This is a genomic window from Bradyrhizobium sp. URHC0002 (assembly GCF_054059515.1).
Map to the genome: position 1 here is coordinate 6,218,515 of NZ_JBSSCF010000001.1, position 12,994 is coordinate 6,231,508.

Annotated in this window: 12 protein-coding genes; 5 read left to right on the plus strand and 7 right to left on the minus strand. The window is 63.9% G+C overall.

Features of this window, described 5'->3' with window-relative positions:
• Positions 1–73 precede the first annotated feature (73 nt).
• The 4 genes from ACVWVY_RS30345 to ACVWVY_RS30360 all read left to right on the plus strand — a co-directional run bounded on the left by ACVWVY_RS30345 (position 74) and on the right by ACVWVY_RS30360 (position 3,975).
• The gene (locus ACVWVY_RS30345; RefSeq protein ID WP_456629817.1) at positions 74–1,942 is read left to right on the plus strand and encodes an adenylate/guanylate cyclase domain-containing protein; all 1,869 of its coding nucleotides are present in this window, start codon (positions 74–76) and stop codon (positions 1,940–1,942) included.
• A 167-nt stretch (positions 1,943–2,109) separates the two neighbouring features.
• Entirely contained in the window at positions 2,110–2,235 is a 126-nt protein-coding gene (locus ACVWVY_RS30350) for a hypothetical protein (RefSeq protein WP_456629818.1), read from the plus strand.
• Between the two features lie 164 nt (positions 2,236–2,399).
• On the plus strand, positions 2,400–3,296 hold the full coding sequence (locus tag ACVWVY_RS30355) for a hypothetical protein (RefSeq protein ID WP_456629819.1): 897 nt from the start codon (positions 2,400–2,402) through the stop codon (positions 3,294–3,296).
• Positions 3,297–3,462: 166 nt separating this feature from the next.
• Positions 3,463–3,975: a hypothetical protein gene (locus ACVWVY_RS30360; RefSeq protein WP_456629820.1), complete on the plus strand. Its 513-nt coding sequence runs from the start codon at positions 3,463–3,465 to the stop codon at positions 3,973–3,975.
• A gap of 27 nt (positions 3,976–4,002) precedes the next feature.
• Here ACVWVY_RS30360 and ACVWVY_RS30365 read toward each other — a convergent pair whose 3' ends face one another.
• The 6 genes from ACVWVY_RS30365 to ACVWVY_RS30390 form a co-directional block, all read right to left on the minus strand.
• Positions 4,003–5,436 carry a D-amino acid dehydrogenase gene (locus ACVWVY_RS30365; RefSeq protein ID WP_456629821.1) on the minus strand — a complete coding sequence of 478 codons (1,434 nt, stop codon included), beginning with the start codon at positions 5,434–5,436 and terminating at the stop codon, positions 4,003–4,005.
• On the minus strand, positions 5,327–6,301 hold the full coding sequence (locus ACVWVY_RS30370; RefSeq protein ID WP_456629822.1) for a Bug family tripartite tricarboxylate transporter substrate binding protein: 975 nt from the start codon (positions 6,299–6,301) through the stop codon (positions 5,327–5,329). Before ACVWVY_RS30370 ends, ACVWVY_RS30365 begins: the two co-directional genes overlap by 110 nt.
• 24 nt (positions 6,302–6,325) lie before the next feature.
• The gene (locus tag ACVWVY_RS30375) at positions 6,326–7,105 is read right to left on the minus strand and encodes an SDR family oxidoreductase (protein WP_456629823.1); all 780 of its coding nucleotides are present in this window, start codon (positions 7,103–7,105) and stop codon (positions 6,326–6,328) included.
• 19 nt (positions 7,106–7,124) lie between these two features.
• Positions 7,125–8,066 carry a 4-hydroxy-tetrahydrodipicolinate synthase family protein gene (locus ACVWVY_RS30380; RefSeq protein WP_456629824.1) on the minus strand — a complete coding sequence of 314 codons (942 nt, stop codon included), beginning with the start codon at positions 8,064–8,066 and terminating at the stop codon, positions 7,125–7,127.
• A gap of 39 nt (positions 8,067–8,105) precedes the next feature.
• On the minus strand, positions 8,106–10,415 hold the full coding sequence (locus ACVWVY_RS30385; protein ID WP_456629825.1) for a molybdopterin guanine dinucleotide-containing S/N-oxide reductase: 2,310 nt from the start codon (positions 10,413–10,415) through the stop codon (positions 8,106–8,108).
• 123 nt (positions 10,416–10,538) lie between these two features.
• Positions 10,539–11,261 carry an aspartate/glutamate racemase family protein gene (locus tag ACVWVY_RS30390; protein ID WP_456629826.1) on the minus strand — a complete coding sequence of 241 codons (723 nt, stop codon included), beginning with the start codon at positions 11,259–11,261 and terminating at the stop codon, positions 10,539–10,541.
• Positions 11,262–11,456: 195 nt separating this feature from the next.
• Between ACVWVY_RS30390 and ACVWVY_RS30395 the strand changes: the two genes are divergently transcribed.
• Positions 11,457–11,927, plus strand: coding sequence for an Lrp/AsnC family transcriptional regulator (locus ACVWVY_RS30395; protein ID WP_456629827.1), 471 nt, complete (start codon positions 11,457–11,459; stop codon positions 11,925–11,927).
• 50 nt (positions 11,928–11,977) lie between these two features.
• Here the strand turns inward: ACVWVY_RS30395 and ACVWVY_RS30400 are convergent, their stop codons facing one another.
• Positions 11,978–12,916: a GlxA family transcriptional regulator gene (locus ACVWVY_RS30400; protein ID WP_456629828.1), complete on the minus strand. Its 939-nt coding sequence runs from the start codon at positions 12,914–12,916 to the stop codon at positions 11,978–11,980.
• Positions 12,917–12,994 lie beyond the last annotated feature (78 nt).

Sequence of the window (12,994 nt, forward strand, 5' to 3'; positions counted from 1 at the left end):
GATGGTACGATCCGTCGAATGTTTGTGATGGCGCGCACGCGCGAGAGGACAGCGATCAAATGCTGTGAAGTCGATGACAGCCCCCACACCCAAACGCATCGCTTCCGGGGACCCGAAACCCGGCAACCTGGCGCTGATGCCGACGCTGATGCTGAGCATAGGACTGCTGGTGTTGCTGTCGGCCGGCTTGATTGTGGCGGTGAACTGGGTCACCGGCCGCGCCATCGTGCAGGAGTTCGCCACCCGCCTCATCACGCGAGGACTTTCCATACAGGAGATGGCGCTGCGACGGCACCTTGATGCGGCCGTCGATCAGGCCACTTTCATTGCGGATGCAATCCGCGACGGTCGCTATAAACTCTTCGACCCTGCGCTGGACGATTTTATCAGCGGCACCATGGCCGCGGCGCCCCAGATCGGGGGACTGATCCTCGCCGATCCGAGCGGGAAGGCATTACGCGTCGTGCGCGGTGTGCCCAACACGACTCTTCAACTGGACCATCCGGACATCACAGGAGATCGCCAGCTTGCTGAGATTGCCGACGAGATCCGGCTCCACCAAGACCCCTATTGGGGACCGCCGGTTTATCGCGAGAAGACACAGACGACTTCTCTGAACTATCGCATGCCTATTCGAAAAGGAGATCTCTACTTGGGGTTCGTAGCCCTGGCAGTCTCAACGCAGGCCCTTTCGATCCTTGTAAAGGAACTGAGCGAGCCGCCGCGATCCCTCGCATTCATGCTGTACGGGCAAGACCGCGTTCTTGCGCATCAGGCGATGCTTGATGGAATCCGGCATGCGTCGGAAGACGCTCCACTGCACCTGCTCCGAACGTTTGGGGATCGGGTCATCGAAAATTATTCGAGCGCGCAACCGCTCGACAAGGCCGGCATAACGCCGCCGCCCGGAGCGGTGGCCCGTCAGCAGGCGGTCGATGGGGAATCCTATTTCCTCTTTACGCGGGACATCACCGGCTACGGCGATCTGCCGATCACGATAGGCGCCTACTTTCTGGCGCGGGCCGTCGACGCGCCGCTTCGGCTGTTCTACTGGGCATCGATCATTGCGCTTGTCATGCTCGGGGCATCCCTGGTTGCGGCCGCACTGATGGCCAGGACAATCTCAGGCCCGATCCGCCGGGCAGCGAGAGGCGCCGCCGCCATAGGTACCCTGGACTTCGACAAGGTCGCTCCCTTGGAGCACAGCCGCTTTCGCGAGATAAACGACCTCGCGCATTCCTTCAACGCGATGCTGGACGGCCTGCGCGCCTTCGGCCGCTACGTTCCACGCACGCTGGTAACGCGGCTCGTCAAGGAAGGCCGGGTCGGCGCGGGTACCGAGGAACGCACCCTCGCCATCATGTTTACCGACATCGTCGGTTTCACCTCGGCATGCGAGAAGCTGAGCGCCCGCGAGGTCGCCGAATACATCAATCACCACCTCGCTCTCGTCGCCGCCTGCGTCGAACAGGAAGGCGGCACCATCGACAAATTTATCGGGGATGCCGTCATGGCCTTCTGGGGTGCTCCGGGGCGGGTAGAGAACCCGGCGGCGTCGGCTTGCCGGGCAGCCGTTGCCATACAGCTTGAGATAGCCGCGGAAAATCAGCGACGGACCGCTGCGGGACTCGAGCCGGTTCGCATTCGGATCGGCATCCATATGGGAACGGTAGTGGTCGGCGACATCGGCGCACCCAACCGGATCAATTACACGATCGTCGGCGACGCCGTGAACGCGACCCAACGGCTGGAGAGCCTTGGCAAGTCGATTGATCCTGACGCCGAGTCGATCACCCTGGTCAGCCGGAAGGTTTTTGAAGCTTTGCCCGACGGCTTCCATCTCGTCAGCCGTGGATCGCATCTCGTCAAGGGCAAGCACGATAGCCTGGATGTTTATCAGCTCGTCGGCAGGCCGAACGGTGTCTCGAGCGATACGATTTGACCTCACTTCGCGGTTGGCAATATTTGCCATGCGCCACAGAGGGCTCCCGCTTTCCGGGAACATGTTCCAAGCCTACCCCGCTCGCGCCGCGCGGCGCAGCGATTGCGGCGGCTGGCCGGAATCGCGGATGAAGGCGCGGCTCATCCGCCGACGTCGCTCTGTCGAACATGTATCCGGAAGCCAAGTCGGTCGGCCGCTGGGTCAGCCAGGGCTGGCCCGTGGCGGTGGCCTACGTCGTCGGATTCTTCGTGATGCTAGCCCTGCTCGGCTGGAACCCCGACACGCCGCATTAGCTTGGCAAATGCGCACCGGAGGTGATGGCCACCCCCTTCCCGGCCACCATCTTGTTTATCGGCCGTCATCAAGCCGCAATCTCTCCCATTTTCGGGCTAGTCTTCGCAAATAACGAATCTGCCTGCTGATTCGGCGGATGATCGTGACGCGCGGGGGTATTGCCATGGCATTTTTTAAGCGCGAATTTTTTAAGCGGGAACTCGACCCGATCGAGCGCTTCGAGAACGCGCTGAAGGAGAAATTGGCGGTCCGGCAGAAGCTGGCCGACCGCTTAAGCGTTGCCGAAACGGAACTCGGAGAGAAACGCGCCGCAGCCGAACGGCTGGCGGTGGCAGGAGCTGCCGCTGCCCGGCTCGATCGGGCAGAGGCCGACATGCGTGCTGTCGAAGAGCGCACCAAGACGTGGCGCGCCGCGTTGGTGGAACACGACGAGCAGGTCGCATCAGCCGAGCGCGCACTGGCCGATGCCAAGGCACAGCGCGACCGCGACACGATGGCGGACCAGATCGAAGCGATGGCTACGGCCGTCGAGCGCGCTGCGCCGGGATTTGACGCAAGTGCCACGGCGCTGGTCGAGGCTGTCACCAAAGCTGCGCTGTCGATAGCGGACGCAACCAGGTTTTCGAACAACGTGGATGCCGTGCGCCGCGAGGTTCTCGCAGCCGCGGACTTGATATGCTGGGAGCTGCGATCCGCGGCCGTGCGCACCCGTGCGGGCAACGCCAACCTGGCCGACCCCACGCTGTCAGAGTCGGAGCAACTGCTATCGCCCGAGATTGATCGGCAGTTGATATACACCCTCCATCCCCTGCTTTGGCGCGAGGACGGCGAGATACGCCGAGTTCCGGCCTTTGCGCTGGTCGGACTGCCCAAGGCGCTGCTGCCGATAGCGCTGCAGCATCAGCACGTCGACCATCTCAACGCCCGCCGTGTGCAGACCCTGATGCATCTTCACGGCAGCGCAGGGTTAGGCGAACCCGAGGCTGACGATCCGCAGCTCGTCGATCTCGATGCCTTGCTCACTGAAGAGACGCCGAGCGCGCAAGCCGACGTTGCGTAAGCCCGGCGAACGGCGCGGAATCATCGAGCGCCGGAGAGCTTCGACATAACCCGCAAGGTTCTCCCGGAAATCGGGTGGCCGCCACGTCTCCATTCTGCGATCGCAACGCTCACGAAGCCGGCCATGCCGTTCGAAGCGAAGCAGGCCATTGCAGTTGGAGACATCAATGAATTCCGAAAGCGCAAAGCGAAACGTCACATCCGAAAACGATCCGGCAACCCGAAATCCATTCGGCGTCATGGATGTTCCAACCCCCAACGACGATGACGTGACGCAGTTCGCCCGCAACACGGTGCCGGAAGAATCCGCCGCCGATGAGAATGCAAAGCCATGGAGCGTTGGAGAAGCGAGTTACCAGCGCGGCGCGATCGAAGGCGAGTGGTCGAGCCGCTGGAACGGTGCAGCGGACCCCACCATACCGGGCGATACCCCCGACAAATGGAAACAGGGCCGGGGCGAAGCAAAAATCGCGGGAGACAGCGTGTACCTGCTGTTCGATTGGGATTCCGGCAAGCGCCGGGGACTCATCGACGCGCGGCGCGAAGGTCCACAGCGGCTGGTGGGCAAGTATATCAACCTGAACAACCCGGAAATCACGGTGCCCTGGGTCGGCCTGGTGGTGAGCGATCAGCGAATAGACGGTTACTTTTCGCTGGGCCGGGTGGACTTCCGCCGATGACGGGCCTTTCCACCAGCCCAGGCTCGGTTATCGCCCCGCCAGCATCAGTCCGTTGAGATCGATATCCGGTGCGCGCCCGCTGACGATGTCAGCGACGATCCGGCCGCAGCCGCAGGCCTGCGTCCAGCCGTTCGATCCCTGGCCGAGATTCAGCAGCAGGTTGCGGACCGGCGTTGCGCCGAGATAAGGCGGTCCGTCCGGGGTCATCGGGCGCAGGCCGGCCCAGTACGCCGCCTGCCCATAGTCGCCGGCATCCGGAAACAGGGCGCGGGCGGCATGCATCACGCTCGCTGCCTTGTGTTTGTCGACAGCGCGATCGTAGCCGGAGATTTCGGCGACGCCGGCGGCGCGAACGCGATTGCCGAGGCGGGTCACCATGACCTTGCTGTGCTCGTCCATCACCGAGGAGCGGGGCGCACTTTCACCGTCTGCCACGTCGACCGTGATGGCGTAACCCTTGACCGGATAGACTGGAATGTCGATGCCGAGCGGACGCAGCAGCATCGGCGCCTCGCTCCCCAGCGCCACCACATAACGCTCCGCCTGCAGCACGCCCCGATCGGTGGCGACGCCGGTGACCGTGTCGCCTTCGGTCATGATCGCGCGGATCACGGTGTCGGTCTGGAACGTGACGCCGCGACTGCGCAGCAGCTCCGCCAGCCGCGTGGTGAAGAGATAGCAGTCGCCGGTCTCGTCGTCGGGCAGGTGCAGCCCGCCGGCCAGCGCCACCGATGTTTTGGCCAGGGCCGGTTCGATCGCGACGGCATCCGCGGCATCGACAATGCGATGCGCGACATTGAAGGACTGCAGGACTTTGGTGGCGCGCAAAGCCGCCGCGAGTTCGTCCTCGGTCTGGAACACCTGCAGCACGCCGCCGCTGCCGTGATCATAGGCGATCCCGGTCTCCTCGCGCAGTTGCACCAGGCAGGCCTTGCTGTAATGCGCGATGCCCTGCATCCGCGCCTTGTTGACCGCGAAACGTTCGCTGGTGCAGTTGGCGACAAAGGCGGCCAGCCACCGCCATTGCCGAAGGTCGAGCCGGGGACGCAGCATCAGCGGTGCATGCTGCGCGAACAGCCAGCGCACGACCTTGAGCGGCATGCCCGGCGCGGCCCATGGACCGGCGAACCCGGGACAGACCCCGCCGGCATTGCCGAAGCTGGTTTCCAGCGCCGGCCCCGATCGCCGGTCGACCACCGTCACTTCGTGGCCGGCTTTGGACAGATAGTAGGCGCAGGCGGTGCCGATCACGCCGGCGCCGAGAACGATAACTTTCATGGCGTCGTCCGGAATACTTCGAGACCGACATCGAGAGCTCGATCCGCATGACGCGATCAGGCTCTCGTTGCCGTCATTCGGCTTTGATGTTGGCGTCCTTGACGATCTGCTCGTACTTCGCCATCTCGTCCTTGATGTATTTGGTGAAATAGTCCGGCGTGGAGCCGATCGGTTCGAAGCCAAGCACCCCGAGCCGTTCCTTGACGTCCGGGCTCTCGACGATTTTCGCCACGTCGCCTTGAATCCTCGTCACCAGATCGGCGGGAAGACCTTTCGGCGCCCACAAGCCGTACCACGAGGCGAAATCGAAGCCCTTCATGCCGGATTCGGCGATGGTGGGAATTTCGGGTGCGATCGCGACGCGCTTGGTGCTGGTGATGGCCAGGGCCTTGATGCTTCCGGCTTTCGCCAGTGGCAGCGAGGACAGCATCGGATCGGCGATCAACTGCACCTGGCCGCTCATCAAGTCGGTCAAGGCCGGGCTCGCGCCCTTGTAGGCGATCACCAGCGTTTCGACGCCGGCATCGCGCTTGAGCAGTTCGAGCGCGAGGTGGCCGGCCGATCCGAAGCTCGAGGTCGCGAAGGTGTATTTGTTCGGGTCTTTGCGCACGAGATCGAAGAATTCCTTCAGCGTCTTGGCCGGCACGCCCGGTGTCGTGCTGACGACCAGCGGTCCGGACGCCACCAGCGTGATCGGCGTGAAATCCGTGACCACATCGTAGGGGACGGTCTTGCGCAGGAACGGCGTCACCACATGGATCGAGGCCGTCAGCATCAAGGTGTAGCCGTCGGGCGCCGCCTTGGCGACGTAGTTCGCGCCGACAATGCCGCCGGCGCCGCCGGCCCGGTTTTCGACGATAAAGCTTTGCCCGAGCGTCTCGTTCAGCTTCTGCGCGATAATGCGAGCGACGCCGTCGACCGAACCGCCGGCGGGATACGGCACGACGATGGTGACGGTCCGAGCTGGATAGGTGTCGGCGATCACGGATTCCGGGGTAAACCCGAACAGGGCGATGCCCAGTGCGGCAATGAATTTAAGATGTCTCACGAAGGATCCTCTCAGCGTTTGCGATTAGAAGGTTCCTGGGTAGCTTCCCCCGTCGATCAATATATTTTGGCCGGTGACGAAGCCGGCGTGTGCGGAACACAGGAATGCACAATAAGCGCCGAGCTCAGCCGGCCGACCGTAGCGCTTGGCCGGGTTGGCGGCCGCGCGCTCGTGCCAGATCTGATCGAATGATTTGCCGCCCGGCTCCAGCATGCCTTCGATGTGCCGGACCTGCGCATCGCTGTCGAAGATGCCGGGCAGCAGGTTGTTGATGGTGACGTTGCGCGCAACGGTCTGACGCGACAGCCCGGCGACGAAACCCACCAGGCCCGAACGCGCGCCGTTCGACAGGCCGAGTTCGATCTGCGGAATCTTGACGCTGCGCGACACGATATTGACGATGCGACCGAAGCCGCGCTCCATCATGCCGTCGACCGTCAGGCGCATCATCTCGATCGGGGACAGCATCATCGCGTCGAACGCGGCGATCCAATCATTACGCGTCCAGCTCCGGAAATCGCCCGGCTGCGGGCCGTCGGCATTGTTGAGCAGGATGTCGGGCGCGGGACAGGCCGCCAGCGCATCGGCGCGTCCCTGCGCCGTGGTGATGTCGCCCACCACCGGCGTCACCGTGACGCCGGTCGCGGCGCGGATCTCCGCGCAGGTGTTTTCCAGAACGTCGCGGGTGCGGGCCACGATGAAGAGGTCAACTCCATCCTCGGCGAGCGCCATGGCGCACGCCTTGCCCATTCCGCGGCTGGCGCCGCTCAACAGAGCCTTGCGGCCGCGGATACCGAGATCCATGGTTGCGTCGATCCCTGGTTCAGGCTGCGACGGCCGAAAGCGGCTTGATGTTGTAGCCGTAGCGCTTGTCGAGGCCGAGCTCCTGAACGATGCGAATGCCCTTGGCCAGTGCCTCGCCTTCGAGATTGGTCAGCGGCTTGCGCAGATCGCCCGCCGGCATGCCCAGCGCCTTCATCAGCGATTTCACCGCCACCGGATTGATCGCCGAATACGTGTAGTGCAGCAGCGGCAACAGCGAGAGATAGGCATTCTTGAAGCCTTCGGCCTCGCGATAGCTGGTCCAAGGCGTCGAGATGGTGGCGAGTTCGGCTGGCGCGATATTGCCGGTCATGTTGGCGGTGCCGTGTCCGCCGAGGCTCATGGTCGGCACCACCAGGCCCAGATTGGGGCTGTCGCAGCACATCACGGCGACATTGGGCTTGCCGGCCAGCACCTGCGCGACCTGGCCGACGCGTCCGGTGGATTCCTTGTGCACGACGTAGTTCGGGTGCTTGAAGATGCGCAGCAGATGATCCCAGTGCAGATCGCTCTTCACCCGCGGCGGATTGTTGTAGATGCCGAGCGGCAGGTCGGTGGCATCGGCAACATCGAGGAAGAAGCCCTCGATGTCGGCCTCGGGGGCGCAGATATAGGCGGGAGCCGCAAGGATGGCGCCGTCGGCGCCGTTGTCCTTGGCGAACCTGACATTGGCGATCGTCGTCTCGGTATTGCTGCCGGTGCAGCCAAAGAAGATCGGCATGCGGCTGGTCTTCATTTTCGCGGTCTCGACGATGATCTGCTTCTTCTCCTCCGGGGAGAGCATCGAGCTTTCGCCGGTCGAGCCCATGATCAGGATTGCGCTGGTGCCGTTGTCCTCGTGGAATTTGAGCAGGGTCCGAAACGCTGCGAAGTCCACCGACCCGTCCTTGTTGAACGGGGTGATCAGGGCAACGAATGAACCGGTCAGCTTCTTGTTCGACATTTCATGTCTCCTTTTCAATTTCCCGCAGTCTAGCGGTTGTCAGTTGCGATTGTCAGTTGCGATCGTGGCGAGCCGCGGCGGGGACCACGCCTCCACTGGCGGCGGCAGGGCATCCCAGCGCTCGATCTCGATCAGTGCGCTGAGCGCGCTTGGGCCCTGGGTCAGCCGGGACGTGCCGATATCCAGGGTGAGAACGTTAGGGTTGCCGTGCCGCTCGGGCTCTCCGGCCGCCAGCGCCGGATCGAACCAGGCGCCGGTGGCCATGATCGCCACCCGCGGCAGCATGGCGGTGTCGACCTGCGCCGCCGCGAGGCACGCCCCGCGATCGTTGAATACGCGGACCACGTCGCCGGTTTTGATGCCGCGCGGGTCGGCGTCCTGCGGATGCAGGCGAATCCGCTCGCGTCCGTGCAGCTTGTAGCCGCGCGAGACCGATGCCGGGTCCAGTTGGCTGTGCAGCCGGCCAGCCGGTTGATGGGTGATCAGATGCAGCGGCCAACGCTCGGCCGTGCTGCTGCCGAGCCATTCCGCCGGCGGCAGCCACGCCGGATGCGGCGGGCAGTCCGCGTAGCCGAAGCCGGCGATAGTCTGCGACGCGATCTCGATCTTTCCGGACGGCGTCTTGAGCGGATGAAGCTGCGGATCGCGGCGGAAATCGTCGAACAGCACGAAATCTTCGTCGGGCGGCGGCAACTCGACAAAGCCGTCGGCCCAGAAGGTGTCGAAGTCCGGCAGCGCGATGTTCTTTTTGGCGGAGCCGGTCCGCACGCGTTCATAGATCCAGCGGCACCAGGCCATCTCGTCGCGGCCCTCGGTGAAGGCATCCTCGTAGCCGAGGCGGCCAGCGAGGTCGCGGAAAATCTCGAAATCGTGTCTCGCGTCGCCGAGCGGCGCGATGGCGCGGTGCATCGCGAACACGTAAGGGTCGCGTGAGGAGCCGCCGACGTCGTTGCGCTCCAGCGAGGTCGTCGCCGGCAGCACGATATCGGCATGACGCGCGGTCGGCGTCCACCAGCTGTCGTGGACGATGATGGTGTCCGGCTTCTGCCAGGCCTTGCGCAGGCGGTTGAGATCCTGATGATGATGGAAGGGATTGCCGCCGGCCCAATAGACCAGACGGATGTCGGGATAGATCTCGCGACGGCCGTTGAACTCGTAAGCGCCATTGGGCGCGAGCAGCATGTCGGCGATGCGCGCGACAGGAATGGCGCTGCGGGCCGGATTCGGCGGCATCGAGACTTCCGGGCCCGGCAAGTCCGCGCGCGGCACGCCGACGCCGCTGAGCGAGCCGTGGCCGAAGGCGAAACCGCCACCCGGCAAGCCGATGCCGCCGAGCATCGCGGCGAGCGCGATCGCGGCCCAGTAAGGCTGTTCGCCATGATGGGCGCGCTGCAACGACCATGTGCAGGTGATCAGGCTGCGGGTGTCAGCTGCGCGCCGCGCGAGATTGCGAATGCCGTTCGCATCGATGCCGCAGATTGCCGAGGCCCAGTCCGCATCCTTGGGCGTGGCATCATCCTCGCCCAGCAGATAGCGGCGCAGCGTCTCGAAGCCGGTGCAATAGCGATCCAGAAATGCGACGTCGTGCCGCTGTTCGACCAGCAACGTATGGGCGAGCGCCAGCATCAGCGCGGTGTCGGTGTTCGGACGAATCGCCAGCCACTCGGCGTTGAGAAACCCGGGTGCATCCGAGCGGTTGGGGCTGATCACCACGAATTCGATGCCGGAAGCTTTGGCCCGGCCGAGCCATGATTCCAGCACGTGCGAGCCGGTGCCTCCCGACGTCACCTGGCTGTTCTCGAGGCGCAATCCGCCGAATGCGATCACCAGCCGGGTGTGCTTGACCATCGAGCTCCAGTCGGTCACGCGGCCTGTCACCGGCTGGTAGGTGCCGATCACATGTGGCAGCAGAAACTGCGCCGCGCCCCAACTGTAGTTTCCGATCTGATCGACGCAGCCGCCGCCGAGAAACAGGAAGCGACGTACCAATGTGCGCGCGTGATGCAGTCGTCCCGCCGACGACCAGCCGTAGGAGCCGCCGAAAATAGCGGTGTCGCCGTAGGCGCCGCGCACCCGCGTCAGTTCGCCGGCGACCAGATCGAGCGCCTCGTCCCAGCTCACTTCCCGAAAGCGATCGGCGCCGCTGCGCGGCCGTCCTTCGCGCCAGCCTTCGCGGATCGCCGGCCGGGCAATCCGCAGGGGTGAATGAACCATCTCCGGCATGGCGGCGAGCATTGGTGACGGCAGCGCGTCTTGCACGAACGGCTCGCATCCGATCACCCGGCCGTTCTCCACCAGCGCGTTAAACGCGCCCCAATGGGCAAGTGAAGGGGTTCGGGCAATGGTCATCGAACACAGGGTTCCAGGATACCGCGGCCATCCGCAGGCCGCAGGATGGGGATAGCGAGGACACCTCTTAACGTGAAAAGCGTCCGATGGAGAAGTGGGGCGGATGCAGGCGCCATGGCCGGGTTATGCGGCGTTGCGCCGGGGCGCGTCGTTCTGCTCCAGTGCAAAGTCGACGGCGGAATCGGCATGCAGCAGCGTGGAATCGAATGTCGGCAGGTCGAAATGCTCCGGGCCGATCAGGAGACCGATCTCGGTGCAGCCGAGAATCACGCCGTCGGCGCCGGCCGCCCTCGCTTTGGCGATCACGTCGAGATAACGCTGCCGCGACTGTTCCAGCACGATCCCGCGGCAGAGTTCGCCGAAGATGACGTCGTGAACGGTCGTGCGGTCCTCGGCATCCGGCACCATCGCGGCGATGCCGTGCTTGTCCCGCAGTTGCGACAGATAAAAGTCCTGCTCCATGGTGTAGCGGGTCGCGAGCAGCAACGGCCGCTTCACGCCCGCCGCCTTGACCGCCTGCCCGGTGACATCGGTGATGTGCAACAGCGGCACCGTCACGGCGCTTTGCACGGTGTCGGCCAGCTTGTGCATGGTGTTGGTGCAGATGACGATGCAGGCCGCACCGGCGGCTTCGAGATCTCGCGCGAAGCCCGCGAGCACCGCGCCGGCCTTGTCCCAGGCATCCGCCTGCTGCAGCGCCACGATCTTGTTGAAGTCGACCGAGCGCATCAGCACTTCGGCGGAATGCAGGCCGCCGAGGCGATCGCGTGTCAGCTCGTTGATCCGCCGGTAGTACACCGCCGTGCTCTCCCAGCTCATGCCGCCCAATAGCCCGATCGTTCGCATTGCCGTCCGCCTCTGCTGGTTCGAATCCGTGCCGCAAACGATAGCAAGCCGGGGATGCAACGTTGGTATCGAATTTTTTCGAAACCAGGTCAGAATGAGCAATGCTATTGCTAAGATTTGCTAATATGAGATATTTACTCTCAATATTCTGTTTGAATAAGAAATAGACACTCAGCCTAAATGAAAGGCGACGCGATGGATGCGATCGACCGCCGAATCCTGGATATCCTGCAAACCGACGCTCTCGTTCCCGTAGCCACGATTGCCGAAAAGGTGGGGTTGAGCCCCGCCCCCTGCTGGCGCCGGATCCGGCGGCTCGACGAGGACGGCGTCATTGTCCGGCGCGTGGCGCTGTTGAACCGACGCTCGGTCAATGTGCCGATGACGGTGTTCGTGTCGGTCAAGGCGCCGCGCCACGAGGCCGCATGGCTGCAGGCATTCCGCCGGGTGATCGTCGATATCCCCGAGATTGTCGAAGCCTGGCGGCTCACCGGTGAAACCGACTATCTCCTGCGCATCGTCGTGCCCGATATCGAAACCTACGATGCGGTTTATCAGCGGATGATCAAGCGGCTGGAATTCTCCGACGTCAACTCGTCCATCGCGATGGAGGAGCTCAAGTTCACCACCGCCGTTCCGACCAGCTACATCAAGGTGAAATCATAAGCTCGGATCTTGGCGCTTGCCGCGGCGGCGTTAGCGGCTTTCCAATGCCCCTACCCTGCTCGCGCCGCCCGCCGCAGCGATTGCGGCGGCTGGCCGAAGGCGCGAATGAAGGCGCGGCGCATCCGCTCGGGATCGCGAAAGCCGGTGGTTTCGGCAACCCGCTCGATCGCCTCGCTGGAGGACTGCACGCGCTGCCGCGCCACCTCGATGCGCAGCCGCTCCACCGCCTTTGACGGTGTGGTGCCGGTTTCCGCCATGAAGGCGCGGGTGAAATGCCGCGAACTCATGCCGGCCTGCTCGGCGAGATCCTCGACCGTGAGTGGCGCATCGAGATGCTCGCGCGCCCAGGCCAATAGAGGTCCGAACCGGCCGTTCGGCGACTTCAATTCCAGGAGCGACGAGAATTGCGACTGGCCGCCGCTGCGGCGGTGATAGAGCACCAGTTGCTTCGCGGTATTCTGCGCAATCTCGTCGCCGTAATCTTCCGCGATCATCGCCAGCGACAGGTCGATGCCGGCCGATATCCCGGCGGACGTCCAGATGTCGCCATCGCGGACGAAGATGCGGTCCGACTCGAGCTTCACCTGCGGATAGGTTTTGAGAAAATGCGGGGTGCGCTGCCAATGCGTGGTGGCGCGGCGGCCATCGAGCAGGCCGGCCTCGGCGAGGATATAAGCGCCGGAGCAGACGCTGGCGATGCGAACGCCGCGTTTGGCAATAGCGCGCACGAAACCGAGCGTCTTCGCGCAGGTCGCCGCCTGCCGAACGCCCTCGCCCCCCGCCACGATCAAGCTGGTGATCGCGCCCGACGGCCTTAGCCCGCGTGCGAGCATCTCGACGCCCGAGGATGAGCGCACCGGTCCCGGCGTCACCGCCACAACCCTGATCGAGGGGGCGTTTTCGGCGAAGCGCGCGCCGATCTCGAACACCGAAATCGGGCCGGCGGCGTCGAGCAACTGGAAACCCGGAAACACGAGAACGCCGATCATCATGCAGCTCGCTTTTTGGCTGATGTCCTGAAATGAGGGAAATATGCCATTTCTGACATGAAGCGACCATGTCAGGAT

Bases quoted from the DNA above. Each gene is read 5' to 3' on its own strand.
- ACVWVY_RS30345 (WP_456629817.1), top strand. From the start codon at position 74: ATGACAGCCCCCACACCCAAACGCATCGCTTCCGGGGACCCGAAACCC.
- ACVWVY_RS30350 (WP_456629818.1), top strand. From the start codon at position 2,110: ATGTATCCGGAAGCCAAGTCGGTCGGCCGCTGGGTCAGCCAGGGCTGG.
- ACVWVY_RS30355 (WP_456629819.1), top strand. From the start codon at position 2,400: ATGGCATTTTTTAAGCGCGAATTTTTTAAGCGGGAACTCGACCCGATC.
- ACVWVY_RS30360 (WP_456629820.1), top strand. From the start codon at position 3,463: ATGAATTCCGAAAGCGCAAAGCGAAACGTCACATCCGAAAACGATCCG.
- ACVWVY_RS30375 (WP_456629823.1), bottom strand. From the start codon at position 7,105: ATGGATCTCGGTATCCGCGGCCGCAAGGCTCTGTTGAGCGGCGCCAGC.
- ACVWVY_RS30380 (WP_456629824.1), bottom strand. From the start codon at position 8,066: ATGTCGAACAAGAAGCTGACCGGTTCATTCGTTGCCCTGATCACCCCG.
- ACVWVY_RS30385 (WP_456629825.1), bottom strand. From the start codon at position 10,415: ATGACCATTGCCCGAACCCCTTCACTTGCCCATTGGGGCGCGTTTAAC.
- ACVWVY_RS30390 (WP_456629826.1), bottom strand. From the start codon at position 11,261: ATGCGAACGATCGGGCTATTGGGCGGCATGAGCTGGGAGAGCACGGCG.
- ACVWVY_RS30395 (WP_456629827.1), top strand. From the start codon at position 11,457: ATGGATGCGATCGACCGCCGAATCCTGGATATCCTGCAAACCGACGCT.
- ACVWVY_RS30400 (WP_456629828.1), bottom strand. From the start codon at position 12,916: ATGATCGGCGTTCTCGTGTTTCCGGGTTTCCAGTTGCTCGACGCCGCC.